The sequence below is a fragment of the Paenibacillus woosongensis genome (assembly GCF_030122845.1).
GTDB classification, from domain to species: Bacteria; Bacillota; Bacilli; order Paenibacillales; family Paenibacillaceae; genus Fontibacillus; species Fontibacillus woosongensis_A.
The window spans coordinates 5164149-5181312 of sequence record NZ_CP126084.1 but is presented as its reverse complement, the minus strand read 5'-3'; the positions used below and the strand labels follow the sequence as shown (position 1 = coordinate 5181312).

Annotated in this window: 20 protein-coding genes; 13 read left to right on the top strand and 7 right to left on the bottom strand. The window is 45.8% G+C overall.

Annotated elements, in window-relative coordinates:
* Positions 1-16: 16 nt before the first annotated feature.
* Positions 17-1153, top strand: a complete 1137-nt coding sequence (locus QNH46_RS23805) for a glycerate kinase family protein (RefSeq protein ID WP_283926325.1) — start codon at positions 17-19, stop codon at positions 1151-1153.
* Between the two features lie 38 nt (positions 1154-1191).
* Here QNH46_RS23805 and QNH46_RS23800 read toward each other — a convergent pair whose 3' ends face one another.
* The gene (locus tag QNH46_RS23800) at positions 1192-2220 is read right to left on the bottom strand and encodes a sugar diacid recognition domain-containing protein (protein WP_283926324.1); all 1029 of its coding nucleotides are present in this window, start codon (positions 2218-2220) and stop codon (positions 1192-1194) included.
* Between the two features lie 191 nt (positions 2221-2411).
* Here QNH46_RS23800 and QNH46_RS23795 point away from each other — a divergent pair, with 191 nt between their 5' ends.
* Entirely contained in the window at positions 2412-2702 is a 291-nt protein-coding gene (locus QNH46_RS23795) for an alpha/beta-type small acid-soluble spore protein (protein ID WP_283926323.1), read from the top strand.
* 277 nt (positions 2703-2979) lie between these two features.
* On the opposite strand, the gene QNH46_RS23790 is transcribed toward QNH46_RS23795, so the two are convergent.
* From QNH46_RS23790 to QNH46_RS23775, 4 genes are read right to left on the bottom strand one after another with little or no spacing between them, the layout of a single operon-like run.
* Positions 2980-3807: an ABC transporter ATP-binding protein gene (locus QNH46_RS23790; protein ID WP_283926322.1), complete on the bottom strand. Its 828-nt coding sequence runs from the start codon at positions 3805-3807 to the stop codon at positions 2980-2982.
* Entirely contained in the window at positions 3807-4838 is a 1032-nt protein-coding gene (locus tag QNH46_RS23785; protein ID WP_283926321.1) for a FecCD family ABC transporter permease, read from the bottom strand. Before QNH46_RS23785 ends, QNH46_RS23790 begins: the two co-directional genes overlap by 1 nt.
* On the bottom strand, positions 4835-5875 hold the full coding sequence (locus QNH46_RS23780) for a FecCD family ABC transporter permease (RefSeq protein WP_283926320.1): 1041 nt from the start codon (positions 5873-5875) through the stop codon (positions 4835-4837). The genes QNH46_RS23785 and QNH46_RS23780 overlap by 4 nt, the downstream gene beginning before the upstream one ends.
* Positions 5868-6956, bottom strand: a complete 1089-nt coding sequence (locus QNH46_RS23775) for an iron-siderophore ABC transporter substrate-binding protein (protein ID WP_283926319.1) — start codon at positions 6954-6956, stop codon at positions 5868-5870. Before QNH46_RS23775 ends, QNH46_RS23780 begins: the two co-directional genes overlap by 8 nt.
* 220 nt (positions 6957-7176) lie before the next feature.
* Between QNH46_RS23775 and hprK the strand changes: the two genes are divergently transcribed.
* The 5 genes from hprK (at position 7177) to QNH46_RS23750 (ending at position 9814) form a co-directional block, all read left to right on the top strand.
* Entirely contained in the window at positions 7177-8094 is a 918-nt protein-coding gene (hprK, locus tag QNH46_RS23770; protein WP_283926318.1) for an HPr(Ser) kinase/phosphatase, read from the top strand.
* A gap of 114 nt (positions 8095-8208) precedes the next feature.
* Complete coding sequence (locus QNH46_RS23765; protein ID WP_283926317.1) at positions 8209-8775, top strand: S-layer homology domain-containing protein; 567 nt, start codon at positions 8209-8211, stop codon at positions 8773-8775.
* Positions 8741-9013, top strand: a complete 273-nt coding sequence (locus QNH46_RS23760; protein WP_283926316.1) for a CAP domain-containing protein — start codon at positions 8741-8743, stop codon at positions 9011-9013. Before QNH46_RS23765 ends, QNH46_RS23760 begins: the two co-directional genes overlap by 35 nt.
* A 95-nt stretch (positions 9014-9108) precedes the next feature.
* Positions 9109-9393, top strand: a complete 285-nt coding sequence (locus tag QNH46_RS23755) for a hypothetical protein (RefSeq protein ID WP_283926315.1) — start codon at positions 9109-9111, stop codon at positions 9391-9393.
* A gap of 148 nt (positions 9394-9541) precedes the next feature.
* Positions 9542-9814, top strand: a complete 273-nt coding sequence (locus tag QNH46_RS23750; RefSeq protein ID WP_283926314.1) for a hypothetical protein — start codon at positions 9542-9544, stop codon at positions 9812-9814.
* A gap of 5 nt (positions 9815-9819) precedes the next feature.
* Here QNH46_RS23750 and QNH46_RS23745 read toward each other — a convergent pair whose 3' ends face one another.
* Entirely contained in the window at positions 9820-10821 is a 1002-nt protein-coding gene (locus tag QNH46_RS23745; protein WP_283926313.1) for a phosphotransferase, read from the bottom strand.
* 126 nt (positions 10822-10947) lie between these two features.
* On the opposite strand from QNH46_RS23745, the gene QNH46_RS23740 reads away from it, so the two are divergent.
* The 4 genes from QNH46_RS23740 (at position 10948) to QNH46_RS23725 (ending at position 14282) form a co-directional block, all read left to right on the top strand.
* Positions 10948-11370 (top strand): MarR family winged helix-turn-helix transcriptional regulator, encoded by a 423-nt coding sequence (locus QNH46_RS23740; protein ID WP_283926312.1) that lies wholly within the window; start codon positions 10948-10950, stop codon positions 11368-11370.
* Positions 11371-11426: 56 nt separating this feature from the next.
* On the top strand, positions 11427-12260 hold the full coding sequence (locus QNH46_RS23735) for an alpha/beta hydrolase (RefSeq protein ID WP_283926310.1): 834 nt from the start codon (positions 11427-11429) through the stop codon (positions 12258-12260).
* Between the two features lie 143 nt (positions 12261-12403).
* Complete coding sequence (locus tag QNH46_RS23730) at positions 12404-12562, top strand: hypothetical protein (protein WP_283926309.1); 159 nt, start codon at positions 12404-12406, stop codon at positions 12560-12562.
* A gap of 211 nt (positions 12563-12773) precedes the next feature.
* The gene (locus tag QNH46_RS23725) at positions 12774-14282 is read left to right on the top strand and encodes a malate:quinone oxidoreductase (RefSeq protein ID WP_283926308.1); all 1509 of its coding nucleotides are present in this window, start codon (positions 12774-12776) and stop codon (positions 14280-14282) included.
* Positions 14283-14352: 70 nt separating this feature from the next.
* On the opposite strand, the gene QNH46_RS23720 is transcribed toward QNH46_RS23725, so the two are convergent.
* Positions 14353-15543 carry a coenzyme F420-0:L-glutamate ligase gene (locus tag QNH46_RS23720; protein WP_283926307.1) on the bottom strand — a complete coding sequence of 397 codons (1191 nt, stop codon included), beginning with the start codon at positions 15541-15543 and terminating at the stop codon, positions 14353-14355.
* A 127-nt stretch (positions 15544-15670) separates the two neighbouring features.
* On the opposite strand from QNH46_RS23720, the gene QNH46_RS23715 reads away from it, so the two are divergent.
* Together QNH46_RS23715 and QNH46_RS23710 are read left to right on the top strand one after the other, a co-directional pair.
* The gene (locus QNH46_RS23715; RefSeq protein WP_283926306.1) at positions 15671-16555 is read left to right on the top strand and encodes a LysR family transcriptional regulator; all 885 of its coding nucleotides are present in this window, start codon (positions 15671-15673) and stop codon (positions 16553-16555) included.
* Positions 16556-16679: 124 nt separating this feature from the next.
* The gene (locus QNH46_RS23710) at positions 16680-17147 is read left to right on the top strand and encodes an AraC family transcriptional regulator (protein WP_283926305.1); all 468 of its coding nucleotides are present in this window, start codon (positions 16680-16682) and stop codon (positions 17145-17147) included.
* The last annotated feature ends 17 nt before the right edge of the window (positions 17148-17164 follow it).

Below are 17164 nucleotides of genomic sequence, written 5' to 3'. Positions count from 1 at the left end.
AGGAATGGAACCTACAATGGCAAAAAAGTTTGTGCTGGCTCCCGATTCTTTTAAAGAAAGCATGACAGCAAAAGAAGTTTGCGAGGCGATGGAATTGGGGATCAAAAGAGCCATTCCTGACGCGGAATGTATTCATGTGCCGATGGCTGATGGCGGGGAAGGTACCGTGCAGTCTTTGGTAGATGCTACAGGCGGTAAATTGATCCAAAAAGAAGTGACTGGCCCTCTGGGTACAAAGGTTGTTGCCCACTATGGTATTCTGGGTGACGGAAAAACAGGCGTTATTGAAATGGCATCAGCCAGCGGCATTCATCATGTAACTAAGGAAAGCAGAAATCCTCTGATTACAACGACCTATGGGACAGGTGAATTAATAAAGGATTGTATCGAAAGAGGCATAACAGATATCATCCTGGGCATAGGTGGAAGCGCTACGAATGACGCAGGTACGGGAATGGCTGCGGCGTTGGGGTATAAGTTCCTGAATAAGCAGGGGGAAGAGCTATTGCTTGGCGGGGGATATCTTGGCGATCTGGACAAGATTGATGTTACGGATGTGCTCCCGGAGTTGGAGCGTATAAATATTGTTGTGGCATCGGATGTCACCAATCCATTGTGTGGAGAGCGTGGGGCGTCGGTTGTTTTTGGTCCGCAGAAGGGCGCTACACCAGAAATGGTGCAAGTTTTGGATAAAAACTTAAGGCACTTCAGTGAAATCGTGAAACAGCAGCTTGGAATTGATATTGTAGACGTACCAGGGGCAGGGGGAGCAGGCGGCCTTGGCGGGGGATTGCTGGCCTTCACGAAAGCAACCATGAAAAAAGGGATTAATATCGTAGTAGAAAAGACCAATTTAAAAGAAGCACTGCAAAATGCCGATTACTGCTTTACAGGTGAAGGCGGCATCGATTTTCAAACGAAATTCGGTAAAGCGCCATTCGGTGTTGCGCAAGCAGCCAAAAGTGTTAACAGTAACATCAAAGTCATCGCCATGGCTGGACATGTAGGCGAGGATGTGGAGTCTTTGTACAATGAAGGATTTGATGCGATCTTTGGAATTGTGCCTGGCGCCGCGGATCTCGAAACTCTGCTGGCTAGTGGCAGAGAAAATATTGCTCGCACAGCTGAAAGTATCGCTAGATTATTGAAATAAATAGACAGGGTGTCCCAAAACGTAATGGGGCACCCTTCTTATTTCACCCGATGGATCAGCATAAAAATCAGTTCCACGAGTTCCATGATATGATGCGGATTTTTACCGGTCATTTTGTAAATCCGGTTTAATCTGTAGTTCAATGTATTTCTGTGAATAATAAGTTGACGGGCCGTATCATTGGCATTGAGGTTGCAGCTGAGGTAGACTTGGAGCGTTTTGATCAGCTCATCATTGTTTTCGAGCAAATGGGTTAACTGTTCTAATTTCCGGTCGTTTTTGTACAGCATCGACATATCGGCGATAAACGCACATTGCGAATAGCATATCGTTCTCTCGTTTGCAAAAACCCCCTTTAATACCTGTAAAGCGGATTTAGCTTGTATCAACCCTTCATGGATCGTGTCGTTCATTTCACTAAAGGAGATGAGAGCGTCTGGACTTAACTTCCGGATTTGGCTTTCAAGGCTTTTCTGCTGATTTGGTTCTTGAACAATCAGGCAAAGCAAATGAGTAGACAATTTGAAGGAAGGAAAGTCAGCTGCTGCATTCTCAGCAATTTCATGCGGAAACTCTACATAAGTGACAATGGATGGTTTTTTTAGATAAATACCGTAGGTCAATGCCTGTTCAATGAGTTCATTCGTATAAACGGTATCTGCATCTGCAACTAAACTGAAAAATTGTTGCTTTAAGTTATTTTTAGTGTTTTCCCTTTCCATAACCATACTTTGCTCGATTAATAAAATAACGGCCGATTTCACCAGATTTCCAAAAGGTCTTGTCTCTTCAATCTCTCCGCTGATGCCTACCACTCCGACAATGTAGCCATCCAATTCGATCGGCATGTTGATGCCTTTTTTCACCAATTCCTCATCTGTTGTGATTTCTACTATTTTCTTTTGTTTAATGGCCTCCACTGCGCCATGATGCAGGGTACCGATTCGTTCTTTATTTCCACTGCCGATAATCGTGCCAGCTTGATCCATAATATTAATATTGTAGGGGATATCTTTCATCATTTTATTCACAATGGCCTGGGCCTGTTTATGTGTCAAGTGATACATAGCGGTGACTCCTTTATCAACTGTTGTCTTATTCGAGCTAATATAAATCTGTATCGTATATTACAGATGATGCTGATTTTAGTCTGAAATTATGAATTATTTGAGGAAGGCAGCAGTTGTTAAAGTGAATCGGAATGAATGTTACGATTTCCGGGCATGTTAGGGGAAAAGCATAAGAGGTGTTCATCGAAATGGCAAGAAGAAGGAAATATGTCGTGCCAGGAGCGGAAGAAGGCATGCAGGCTTTTAAAGCAGAGGTGATGAGGCGCGAAGGATATACTGTGGACCCCAACCGGCCGGACGATGTCAAATATGAAGTAGCGGAGGAATTAGGGGTTCCTTTACAGCCTGATGGAAATGGTGATTTGACGACGGAATCGGTCGGCCAGGTTGGCGGTAAAATTGGCGGCTCCATGGTCCGGGAAATGGTTCGGCTTGCTGAGCAGCAGCTAGCGAAAAAGAATCAGCAGATTAATGAGTAACCGCGAATTGATGCTAAAGATACTCTAGTTTAGGACATATAAGACTGCCCCTGTAAATAACACAGCGATTATGGATAGGGTGAGGGCAACAAACTTAAAGAATTTCATCTGACACCTCAACATAATGTATATTTATAACAAATAGTCCAATTCACATTAAATCTTATCATTAGGATATCAATTGTTCAATGTAAAGATACATTAGATGGGTTAGGGAACGCAAATAAGGACATCCGCTAAGGATGTCCTTAAAATTTGCCATTCCGTAGGAGGCGTGTTAATCACCTTTTTCAGGAGAATATTCATCATTAACATGATATCGTCCTTTGGGTATTACCAAAGGTGAGCCTGAAACGGGGTCTTTGATCACCGTGCAATCCAGTCCAAAAATGTCTTTAACTAAAGTGCTTGTAATTACCTTGGATGGTTCACCCTCTGCCATAAGCTTTCCTTCTTGAAGCGCAAAAATATAGTCTGCATACCGCGCGGACAAGTTGATATCATGAAGAACCATAACAATCGTTGTTCCGTATTTCCGGTTAAGGTCTGTGAGCAGGTCAAGAATTTCGACTTGATAGGTGATGTCCAGAAAGGTTGTCGGTTCATCGAGAAATAAAATGTCGGTTTGCTGCGCCAGAGCCATGGCAATCCATACGCGCTGCCTTTGACCGCCTGACAGCTCGTCGATATGGTGATTGGCAAGCTCCGTTATGTCCATAATCCTCATCGCTTCGGCAACGGCCTCGGCATCCTTTTTGGTCCATCCGGTGTGCCAGGATTGGTGCGGGAACCTTCCTCGCCCCACCAAATCCGCGACTGAAATTCCCTCTGGAACGATAGGGGATTGCGGCAGCAGCCCGATGACCCTGGCCAATTTCTTTGGCGCAATTTTGCCGATAGGTTTTCCGTCAAGGGTGATGCTGCCGGATACAGGCTTGATCAGTCTCGCCAGTGTTTTCAGAAGCGTGGACTTCCCGCAGCCGTTTGCCCCAATAATAACGCTGATTTGATGGCTGGGAATACCAAGGCTTACTCCGTGGATCACTGTTTTATGATCATAGCCCGCTACGACCTGTTCCGCCTGAAAAATATGTGTCGGTTTCATTATAATTCTCCCTTTCGATTCATCCGGATGAGCAGGAAGATCAAATATGGCGCCCCGAGTAACCCGGTGATAATACCTACAGGGAATCTGTACTCAAAAGCAAATTGTCCAATCAGATCTGCTGCCAAAACCAAATTAACACCAACCAGGCCTGCCGGAATGACGTTGGAGAAGCCAACGCCGACCAGTCTTTTTGCGATCGGCCCTGAAAGGAAGGAGACAAAGGCTATTGGACCCGTGGTTGCGGTAGCCATCGCTATCATGCAGACGGAGCTCACAATGAGGGCGATTCTTGTCTTGTCGGTATCTACACCAAGAGAAGAAGCCGATTGCTCTCCTAGTTCCAATATATCCAGATGTTTTCCCAGCACAGTAATGATAGGTGCAGCAATAATAACGGTAATGACAAGAGGCGGGAGCTCGTGCATTTGAGAGCCATTCAGACTGCCGGTGAGCCACCTTAGTGCTGCGGGAATATCCTGTTGCGCGCTAACGAGCAGAAGATAGGATATCACCGCGTCAAGCATGGCCTGGATGCCTATTCCGACCAGGATCAATCGCCCGACCGAGAAGGATCTTCCTCTGGATAACATATAAATGAATAGGACGGTAGCAAGCCCGGCAATGACGGAGGCAGCGGAAACGACAGCTCTGCTTGAATGAAGCACGATGATGCAAAAAACAGCCGCCGCGCTTGAGCCGGAAGTAATCCCGATGACATTCGGATTCGCGAGGGGATTGCGCAGCATGGTCTGGAATGTATACCCGGCAATGCCGAAGGCAAATCCGGCAAAAAGACCTGCCAGCATTCTCGGCAAACGAATCGTATTCACCGCAAAAGACACGCCTTTGAGGTGTTCTCCCGAAAGTGCCCGAAGGACATCTTGCACCGGATAAATGGTGCTCCCCAGTAAAAGCATAGCGCAGCAAAGCATGCCTGCAAGTACAGCAAGAAGGCTAGTGACAAGAATCCAGCGGCGGCGTCTTTGACGTCTGCCTGCCATAATAAATTCGATCGATTGATTTCTCATAATGAACGCACTTTCGATTTCATCGCTAAAATGATGAGTATTGGAGCTCCTATGAACGCGGTTACGACGCCGACCTCAAGCTCTCCGGGACTGCCGATGAGCCTGCCGCATACATCAGATATCGTTAAAATAATGGCTCCCGACATCGCTGACATCGGGATAACAAACCGCAAGTCAGGGCCGAGAATCAGGCGAATGGCGTGAGTGGCCAACAGCCCGACAAAACCAATAGGGCCTGCCAGCGCGGTCGTTGCACCGCACAAGAGAACCCCTGCAAGAGCTGCAACAAGCCTTAGCATTCCTGTGCGAACGCCCTGGCCGGTTGCAACTTCGTCTCCCAGTGCCAGCGCATTCAATGCTGGGGCCGTAATTACAGCTATCAATATGCCAACAATCAGAAACGGGGCGAAGGTTGCAATCCCGCTCCAGGTTGCGGAACCGACGCTTCCTACTTGCCAAAACCTGAATTGATCCATGACATAAGAGCGTGGAATCATGATAGCTGTGACCAGAGAGGAAAGAGCGGCGCTTGTGGCGGCTCCCGCCAATACAAGCTTAATGGGCGTGGCGCCGCCACGCCCCATCGAGCCTATTCCGAATACGAAAACTGCCGTAATGGCAGCCCCGGCTAGAGCCAGCCAAATATATTGATTAGCGGTGCTGATATTCAGGAATGCAATCCCGCCAACTACAAACAAGGACGCGCCTGTGTTGACTCCGAGTATACTCGGGTCGGCAATCGGGTTGCGTGTGACCGATTGCATCAGCGCCCCGGAAATTCCCAGTGCCGCACCGCCAAGCAAACTGAATACGGTTCGGGAAATTCGCTTGCGAACGACGTTTGCCCCGTAGGAGTCGACGTCTCGGCAGAATAAACCGTCGATCAGTTCGTGGAAGCTGATCAGCCGAGAGCCTAAGACCAGAGAGGCAATCACGCATACCCCCAGCAGAATCAAACAAATCACCAGAACCATCGTGAAGTTCCTCGGGGTATGCGAGTTTGTGCGTTGTTTTTTTGGAATCGCAGAACTATTCATTGATCTTACGGATAGCTCCATCGATTAATCCGAGATATTCATCAATGGTATATGCGATTGAAAGCGGATTGGGGTTTCCGGAAGCTGCCAGAGGCGTACCGTCGCCGATAAACACGACAGAGCCTCTTTCGATCGCTGGAATTTTGCCCAGCAGGGGATCTGCTTTCACGGCATTATACAAGTCTTCGCCGCCATACCCGATCAAAATATCCGCATCGTTAAGCATGTCTGCATTCTCGGCGCTTAAATTCATGGAGTAGCTGGTCGGATCCGCAATCAGCTTCGTAACACTTTCAGGATAGACCAGTCCTAATTCCTCCAGAAAAGAGCCGCGAGGGTCTGCAGGCGTATAAATATGTAGTTTGGACATGTCTTTCGCCGAGAAGTTGACCCAGACTACTTTTTTGCCTTGGATCTGAGGATGCTCGCTGGCCTTTTCCTTGATCAGTTTCTCCGTGTCCTTAATGAGCTGTTCGCCTTCCGCTTTCATACCCATGCCTGTTGCATTTAGCAGGACTTGCTCACGCCAAGTGGTTAACCAAGGAGTGGTCGGATAGGCCACCACCGGAGCGATTTGGCTAAGAATATCATAGTCTTCCTGCGTAATACCGGAGTAAGCTGCAAGAATGACATCCGGGTCTGCGTCTGAAATCGCCTCAAAGTCAAGGCCGTCCGTATCTTGGAACACATTCGGGTCATTTACGCCAAGTTCCTTGAGCTTATCAGCTGTCCAAGGCAGCAGTCCGCTGTCATCCTGAACACCATAATTCGCAGCCGAGAAGCCTACAGGTACAACGCCAAGAGCGAGAACAACATCATGATTGGCCCATTGAATGGTAGCGACTCGTTCAGGCTTGCTGTCGATGGTGGTTTCTCCAAAAGCATGCTTGATTACAATCGGATATTCAGCATTTGTCTCCTGGGCAGCGGGAGCTTCCGTTTTGGGCGTTTCAGTATTTACCGAAGCACCTTCGCCTGGTGTTGAGCTGGATTGTTGTTGGCCTGAGCAACCCGCTAGCGCCAGTACAAGACCCAATGAGACAAGCCATGGTTTAAATGAGAACTTTCGTTTTGAATTCATGCAAGTCCCCTTCCTTTATAAAAAATGTAATTGTGGCCCGACATTATGATAATGATTATCATTGTCACTAAATATATATCCGCATTGGCGGGTTGTCAAGAAAATTTTGGCATCTGGGCATCCTAGCAGGAACAACCCTCCCGGCTGTTGAATATATTCGAAATCGAGTAATGAACAACAGGCGTATGCCAGGACGCCTTAACCGCAGGAGGAGAACATCATGAAAACGGTCACTGTTCAAAAACTGAAGGAAGCCTTCCATCTGGAAGTGCTTGCGGGAGACAGCCATATGGACCGTGTGATTACCCGTCCACGGACGCATAGACCTGGGCTGGAGTTTGTCGGGTATTTTGATTTTTTCCCTATGAACCGGGTTCAGGTGCTCGGCCGCAAGGAAATTAACTATTTATTGACCTTAACCGTTGAGGAACGCAAGCTGCATATCGGAAACGTCGTCAAATATCATCCGCCATGCTTCATTGTGACTTCAGGGCAGCAGGAGATTCCCTATTTAATTTTATTCTGCGAACAGGAAGGTATCCCGCTGCTGCGGACAACGGAGACGACAACGGAATTTATCGCCAAGCTGGACAGCTATCTGATTAAGGCGCTTGCGCCTGAAATATCAATCCATGGCGTGTGTGTAAATGTATCGGGTATAGGCGTTCTTCTTCGGGGCAAGTCGGGAATTGGCAAGAGCGAAACAGCGCATACGCTCATTCGGAGAGGCCACCGATTCGTGGCCGATGATATTGTGGTGCTTAAGAAGCTCGGCCCCGCAACTCTTCTCGGGACGCATAATGAGACCACGCGTGAATTCCTCGCGCTGCGCAGCGTTGGCCTGATTAATGTTGTACGGCAGTACGGACGCAGGGCCTTTCAGGACGAGACGCGAATCGTACTGGACATCGAGCTGGCCCCATGGGAGGAAAATTCTTTGAACAATGAACTGGAAGTAGAACCTCAGTTCACGGAATACCTAGGCGTTAAGATACCGCATATTGAAGTCCAGCTTCAACCAGGGCGTGATGTCGCTGGTCTGATCGAGGCTGCAGCGAACAACTGGTATCTCAAGCAGCTTGGCTACAGCGCCGCTGAGGAGTTCATGAAGCGGATTGAGAACGAGATGCAGGAGTGACTCTGAACTTTGGAACAGGAGTCGAAATAAATAGATTGAAATAAGATAGAATCCCTCTTCTAATAAGAGGGTTTTTATTTTGTCAAATTATGAAGGATTGCGAAGAAGAACATCATGAGTTTAAGGGAGATTGCTGTGGGAAAAAATCGTTGGTTAAAGATAGCTGGTGTCGTAAGCATTGCGGCAGCAGTGTGGATTGGAGTGCCTAAGGGGATTTGGGCTGCCCCGTCGATGTTTGCAGATGTGCCTAGCTCGCATTGGGCCTATGAGAAAATAATGTGGTCGAAGGATCAGGGGATAGCGAGTGGTTATCCGGATGGATCATTTAAGCCCTCCAAATCAGTTACTGAGGCTGAATTTTTAGTCATGCTTTTGCGTACATACCCTGAATTGCAAATAGAAGCTGCAAAGGCCGATGAGATATGGCATGCGCCTTACTATAGGTTGGCCAAAGAGTTGAATTTACAGGTAAAACAACAGCCCCATGAGTCAATTACACGTGGACATGCAGCACAATTGATGACGGGAATGATGGGTACAACTTTAACGGTGACAGAAGCCGTCCAATTCATGTTAGATGAGGGTTTTGCTGAAGGTAAAAATGGATCAGGCGTCGGGGGATTTGCTCCGAATGACACTTTAACTCGTGCAGAAGCGCAGACCTTTTTTTGCCCACACTAATCCTGATGGCAAATCACCTGGTGACCGAATGGCCGCTCAAGGCTTAACCAAATTTAAGGCAACAGGTGAAAATATTGCAGGCGGTCATATAAATGCCATCGATGCTCATTACAGCTGGCTAAATTCGCCCGGGCACCGGAATAATATGTTGACTAGTGGCTATACAACACTTGGAGTTGGAGTTAAATTCATAGATGAGGTTCCATATTATACTCAAAATTTCTACACGCCGCTGTAATTGTGCCAGCTTGTTTACCAATGTATAATTCCGGGACAATTCCCAATACTATGCCTGATAATTATGATCTCAATGGCAGAAGGGATGGTACATCATTGGCTAAGCATTCAGACACAAGCTGGAAACAGGATCATCCAAGCACGTTGCTGAGCAACTCTGTTCAAAAGGCGGATCGTTCAGTGAGGCAAGCGATGTCGCACCCAGGGGAACCTACGGTTGAGCATGCGGTTAATTCAATATCCCACGCAGAAAATGCACTCTTCAATGCAGAGCAGCACAATGAACACATGGACACCGTTCAGCAATATAAAGAAAGATTAGAGCTGGCGAAGCAGCAATTGCAAGAGGTGCAAGAGATTGTAGAGGACCAGACAACTTAAAATTGTCTAAGTTTTTGGCATACAGTTTAAATGACACTAGTTCAAAATGGCGACCAAATTGGTCGCCATTCCCCTTTTCACACGTATAATAATGGAAGTCGCTGATTGTTTATTTAGAGATAGTATTTGTCTAAATTGGAGGTAACTGATGTTCAATGTAACGTATAGGAAGTTAGTGGTCGAAGAGTGTGAATTAATAAATGATATGAATCCATCGCAATTCATAAAAAGAGCATGGAGAGAAGTAAATGGAAAACGCCAGTTAGTCGAAATTAATTATCAAGATTCTGATATTTGTGCGGGCTCTGCCGAGGAGACAATTGCATTTTATTTTGCGATTGGTTGTAAAGAGGCTGTAGAAATAAATAAGGAATTATATGAGAATGACCCAAGAGATTTTCAATTAGAGTTTCAGTTATAATTCATTTAATTGGGGCCTGAGTTTGCCCATTCATCTAATACATCCATAGCCCTTAACCGCAGAAGCCATGTTTGTTCCATAATATCCAGCATGTTGCGGCTTCTTGGGTGATCAGGGAACCGGGCAATATGCCAAGCTTCCCGAGGCAACCGGTACAAGGCAGAAATCAATTTTCGCTCGGCGTGGTTTAGAGGACGGAGTTCCTCGTACCCTTTTAACAACGAATGCATGAAAACAGGATTAAACTGAGTTGTGTTCATAAGGGTGATCGCTAGGTCGACATAGATAGAGCCTAACTTCATGTGATCCCAATCGATGATAAAAAGCTGGCCGTTATTGGAAATAATGACGTTATGTGCAGTAATATCGTTGTGTATCAGTGCGGGACGGACCATTTCCTTCTTCAAGAGGTTTGCAATCTCCGGGGTCTTTAATTCAGTCCAAGTCCGATCCGAAAATTGGATGCAGGATGCTCCGAACCTTTTGAACCATCGATGAGTCCATAGATTCGCTTGGTTTGCTATTGTCATTCGGCTACGAAAGAGACGATCCCGGTTTTTCCATAAGTGGATATGATCAAAAAAGGTGCTATTCATGGAAAGGAAACGGCTGGAATGCAAAGAGGCAAGAGCCCGGCCAAGTTTTTCGAAATCTGCTGGTGTCTCCAATTTCCTTCCATGTATCCATGCAGTTACGTAGAAGGGCCTCCCTTGGTTTAAAATCCATATCCTTCCGTCCTTACTCTTAAGCCATTTTGGCATATTATTGAAGCCGCTGTTCATCAAGAATTGTATATAATCTGCAGTTGTTTTTATTTGGTCAATTGTACCTGAACGAAGTAATAAACTTCGATAAAAGGGCTTCATCGCATAGGATCCACTTTCCGTCTGCACTCGGATGATGGCATTCTTCCGGTAAAAGGACGCAACTGACTCTGATCTTAATGGAATCAGGCCAAAACGGCGGACAATTTTGCGTATTCGTCTTTGGGAATAGGAATTTGCCATAGGCAGCCTCGTTTCATTTATTACGTTATTAGCCAGGTTATTCATTGAGGGGGAAGTGTGCATGGCCTAGCGTCTACGAGCGGATTAAATCTTGCAATTGATTTGATATCAAACTATAATACGATTATGGAAAGCAGAGACGTTATTTCGTTAATTTCTAAAATCAGAGAGAAAGTTAACCGGTTTATTGTATCAGAGATGGTGAAGTACGGGATCGAAGGTATTGCCACGTCGCATGGCGATATCATCTATGCCTTATTCAGGGCGCCCCGACTTACGATGGCGGACATTTCCAGGAGGATTAATAAAGATAAGTCAACAGTTACGGCGCTGGTTGATAAGCTGGTCCGGCTTGGATATGTGACAAAGGAAAGGGACACAGAGGATACAAGGGTTGTTTATGTTGCTTTAACCGAGAAGGGGAGAGAGCTGGAGCCGATCTTTGAATCCATTTCGCAGGAGTTGTTGGATGTGTTTTATTTGGACATTTCCGATAAAGAAAAAGAGGACCTGCTTCACATTTTAAAACGGATTTACGACAACTTCTAAATTTTTTTCAATAATTAGTTTGATATCAAATTAAATGAGACGAGGAGGAGATGACTATGAGAGATTTTACAAAAGAAGTGCCTGATCATGTGGAGAAATACATCGGAGAGAACGATTTATTTCTAGAGATATTCGAGGGGGAAAACCTCTCCAAAGCTGCGAAGAACAGTCCCCCATTGCTTTTTGTACATGGTGCCTTTACAGGCAGCTGGATGTGGAGCAAATACATTCCTCACTTTACCCGCGAAGGATGGACCTGCTATGTCATGAACTTGAGAAGCCACTACAAAAGCAGACTTATGGATATGACCAAGATTACTTTTGAGGATTATTTGGAGGATATCAGGGAGGTTATCCATGAGGTTGTCGCGGAGTGCTGCGCTGCGCCGATTCTTATCGGATTCAGTATGGGGGGAATTCTGGGACAGAAATTGGCTGAAACCGTTGAGCTTACCGGGCTGGTGCTGATCGATTCCGTCATAAGCCAGGAAGTTCACGAAGAAGTGCCCTACGAACACTTAGAGCCTTTGACAGCTGCTATCGTAATGCCAGCCCCAGCCCGTGAAGAACATACCAGCATAGATGAATCGGCAGAGGACATTGCATTCCAAAGGAAATACCTGGCGATGGAATCGTCCAGGGCATATAACGCTTTTGCTTTTTCGGCCGAATCAAAGGGCATATCTATAGACAGCAGCGCCATTTCTTGCCCATGCCTGGTTATCAAGGCTGTAAGCTGCGAAGATGACGACCGCCGGGGCAGGGTGACAGCGGAACATCTCCGCGCAGAATATAAGAGTCTCTGGGATACCACGCATACCGGCGTGCTTATAGGGCAGAGGTATATGGAATCAGTAGCTGCTATCATGGGCTGGTTGAAAGGACTTTAGAACAACATCATAAGTAAAATAGGCGAATAGAATAATATGAACTAAGGCGACCCAGAAGGTCGCCTTAGTTCATATTGAGTTCATAAAACCTCTTTATCATCCCGAATGTATTCAGCAATACACCAGGAAAGGGAGGATTCGCATTGAGTAATCATCAAGTTAAGAAACCCTTGGCAGTTAAGGGCGATGGAGCTCCTGACGATTATGTCCGACAGCTGATCAACTCGTTATTGGGATGGCTGAAGGAAACTTTAATATCGATCTTTCATATTATAGAAACACCAGGGACGAGGCGATCCTAATCCACGGCAAACTATCGATTAAAATTATCATATTTATACTAAATAAATATTTTAATCTATCAGTATTATTGATACACTAGGATCAGGTAAAGAAATTGTAAAAAATCGATCCAGAAAAGGTGTGTGACTAGTTTCCGCACTGGCATGCGGAACGCCTGCGCAGGAGCGCCTACATCCTTTCTGCAAATCTTAGGGTATAAGGACGGTAAAAATGAGTAACAGACAAACAAGTACAGATGTTATCTTAATTGGTGCCGGGATTATGAGTGCAACTTTGGGGACACTGCTAAAGGAATTAGTACCGGACTGGGAAATTACAGTGTTTGAGAAGCTTGCCAATGCAGGAGAGGAAAGCTCTAACGAATGGAATAATGCGGGGACAGGGCATGCGGCGCTGTGCGAGCTTAACTACACCACCGAGAGATCGGACGGATCTGTAGATATTAGCAAAGCTATCAAAATTAATGAACAGTTTCAAGTGTCCATGCAGTTTTGGTCTTACCTTGTAAACAGCAATCTAATCCGCAATCCGCGGGACTTTATCGCCCCGATCCCTCATATGAGTTTTGTGCAAGGGGAGAAGGATGTCTCGTTTTTGAAGAAGCGTTTTAAAGCGCTATCAACCAATCCTCTGTTTCGGGAAATGGAGTTCTCCGATGATCCCGAGAAATTGATGGAATGGATTCCGCTAATGATGAAGGACCGTCCAGTCAGCGAGCCTATAGCGGCGACAAGAATCGAGTCGGGGACGGATGTCAATTTTGGGGCTTTAACGCGCATATTGTTCGGGCACTTAAAGAGTCAGGGCGTTGATATAAAATATAAACATAGCGTAGACAATATTAAGCGTACTAGCGACGGCTTGTGGGAACTGAAGGTACGGAATGCCGATACCGGCAGCGTCGAGTGCCATGCTGCGAAATTTGTCTTTATTGGCGGCGGGGGAGGAAGCCTGCATCTGCTGCAGAAAACCGGCATTCCGGAAAGTAAACATATCGGAGGGTTCCCGGTAAGCGGACTATTTATGGTATGTAACGATCCGGATGTGGTCGAGCAGCATCATGCCAAGGTATACGGCAAGGCTAAGGTGGGCGCCCCTCCTATGTCCGTTCCGCATCTGGATACAAGATTTATCGACAATAAAAAATCGTTGTTGTTTGGACCGTTTGCCGGCTTCTCACCGAAATTCTTAAAATCCGGCTCCATGTTCGATTTGATTACGTCCGTAAAGCCGAATAATCTCTTAACGATGCTGGCAGCAGGGATCAAGAACGTTCCACTGACAAAATACCTGATTCAGCAAGTGATGTTATCCAAAGAAAAACGCATGGAAGAACTGCGGGAATTTATCCCGAACGCTAAAAGCGAGGATTGGGATTTAGTAATAGCGGGGCAGCGTGTACAGGTTATCAAGGATACGGATGCCGGCAAAGGAACGCTGCAATTTGGCACCGAAGTAGTCAGCGCTGCCGACGGCTCGATCGCCGCATTGCTTGGCGCTTCTCCGGGTGCCTCAACCGCGGTTTCCGTCATGCTTGAGGTCATCAGCAAGTGCTTCCCGCAATATATGGAGGCTTGGGAGCCGAAGATCAAAGAGATGATTCCTTCCTACGGAACATCGCTATTAGCAAACACAGAGCTTATTCAGGACATTCATACTTCAACAGCGCGGTCGCTTGGACTTGGCAGTGAAGACCTTCCTGTCGAAATGCATGCATAACAAAATAAGAGAGATCACCTGCGCTAAGGTGGTCTCTCTTTTGGTTTAGAACTTCAATTTAGGCCATGATTTATTTCGTAAAGTTATCGAAATAGCCCTGGATAAAGACGATTGGCGTGCCTTTGTCTCCGCTTCCCGAAGTCAAATCAGACAAAGAGCCGATAAGGTCAGTCAGCTTTCTAGGCGTAGTACCTTGGGCTTCCATCGATCCCACGAGATCGTCATTTTTATTGCTGATGTACTCGGAAATGGCTTGTGTAAGCTCGTCGCCGCTTAAATCTGCAAAGTTATTATCCGCAAGATACTTCAGTTTGATTTCATTGGGCGTTCCTTCAAGTCCAGACGTATAAGCGGGCGACACAACCGGATCCGCCAGCTCCCATATTTTCCCGACAGGGTCTTTGAATGCACCGTCTCCATAAATCATGACTTCCACATTTTTACCTGTCTTTTCTTTGAAAATTTGCTGGATTTTATCGACGGTTTGCTGGCAGTTGCGCGGGAAAAGCTTGATTTCGTCCTCTGTAGACTTATTCGATCCCAGAAGACCATAATGTTCATTATACCCGCTATGATCAATGGATTCCGCCAGGATGTTATCCAGGCTGTAGATTTTCTCTCCGCCACCCGCCTTCAGGATTCTTGCCGTTCTGAAACGGGAATGGATATCGCAAGTCAGAACATGTTTGGTATAGTTGAGGATCGTTTTTGGGTTATTGGAGAAAATAACCTCGCATTCCGTTCCCTGTTCTTCCACTAATGTTTTATAGTAATCAATGTAATCGATGCCTGTAAACGTATGCTTTTTATAGCCAAAGAGCTCGCGGAATTGGGCCTCCGTCAGTACATCCGTCCAAGGATTAACGCCCTTTTCATCGAGCAGGTCGAGATCGACCAAGTGGTTGCCCACCTCATCGGAGGGATAGCTCAGCATTAATACGATCTTTTTAACGCCTTTGGCAATACCGCGAAGGCAGACGGCAAACCGATTGCGGCTTAGAATCGGGAAGATCACGCCAACCGTTTCGTCACCGAACTTAGCATGAACATCTTTGGCGATATGATCCACTGTCGCATAATTGCCCTGGGCACGGGCGACGATGGACTCCGTAATGGACACAATATCTTGATCCCGGATTTGAAAGCCTTCAACTTCGGCAGCCTTTAACACGCTGTCTACCACGATATCCTCTATGTGATCCCCTCGTTTGATAATCGGGCAACGAAGGCCTCTAGCAACAGTTCCAACGACTCTTTCCAAATTACATTCAGCTCCTTAGGATGATAAAGTCTGTTTTACATTATCTAACCATCTACTTGTAATATACATCAGTCTAGTGGTATAAGTTAAATTAATATATCGAATAGAGGGTATAAGAGGTGTTTATGTGATAAGCAAGCTGGATCTCTACAAAATTTTTAGCAAGGTCGCGAAATGCAATAGCTTTTCCAAAGCAGCCAAAGAACTGTATATGACGCAGCCGGCGGTTAGCCAGGCGATCATGCAATTGGAGAAGGATTTGAACACGCGGCTTTTTAATCGAACGCCCAAAGGGGCATCATTGACCAATGAGGGCAGCCTTCTGTTTGAATACGTAAATTCGGCCATGAATCTGCTGCAAACAGGTGAAGAGAAGATATTGGAGTTTCAGAACCTGACGGCTGGGGAATTGAAAATCGGCGTAGGGGATACGATCTCCAGATATTTTTTGCTCCCCTACTTGGAAGCTTTCCACAATAAATATCCCAATATTAAATTTACTATTGTGAATGGTACGACTTTAGAACTTTGTTCGACTCTAAAATCGGGCGAAGTGGATATATCCATTTGCAACCTCCCGATCGAGGATTCCACATTAGAAGTGCGGCATTGCATTGATATCCAGGATACGTTTGTTTATGGGGAGAGATTTGCGGAAGTTTTATCACGGCCAGTCAGCCTTCATGAATTGGTGAAGCTTCCGCTCATATTTCTAGAACCGAAATCGAATTCCCGAAAATATGTGGAAGACTACATGATCTCTAAAGGGATCAAAATTGCGCCGGAGTTTGAATTGGGCTCGCATGATTTATTGCTGGAGTTTGCCAGAATTAATCTTGGAATCGCGTGCGTGACGAAAGAGTTCTCCCAGGAATATTTAGCGAAGGGATGGCTGACCGAGGTTCAATTGCTAGAGAAAATTCCAAGGAGAAGCATAGGCGTTTGCAATATAAAAAGCGTGCCATTATCCCCGGCGGCAACAAAGTTCGTAGAGCTTTTGGAAAATAAATAAGCTGGCCATTCCTTCGGGAACGGACAGCTTTTTATCTATTTTCGAAAAAACTAATGAATAATATTTTATACCATGATAGCATCCAAAATGTAGAAAACAACACATAAGAAAGGAAGATCAAGCTATGGATGTTAGAGTCGAGACTCTCCCTAGTTATCGCCTGGCGTATGTGCGGCAAATTGGCCCTTATGGTCCTGCCAACGTTCAGGCCATGGAAGAGCTAAAGAGTTGGGCAAGGGAGAAAGGATTACTCACTGAATCAGCCGTATTATTCGGAATTCCACAAGACAACCCTCAAATCACGCCTCCTGAGCAATGCAGATATGATGCATGTATTACCATTACAGAAGAGGACCAGATGGATGATTTTGTCTGCGAAAGTAAACTTGACGGCGGAGATTATGCGATATTTAGAATCAAACATACAGCAGAGGATATTCAAAGAGCATGGGCAGAAATTGTTCCAGCCATACACAGCATGGGACTTCAACTAGACAACAAACCGATTTTAGAAAAATACACAGGCGATTTGGTTAACAATCATTTTTGTGAAATATGTGTGCCCATAAAAAAGGAGCTCCAATCCTTGTAGAATGGCTCTCCTTAATT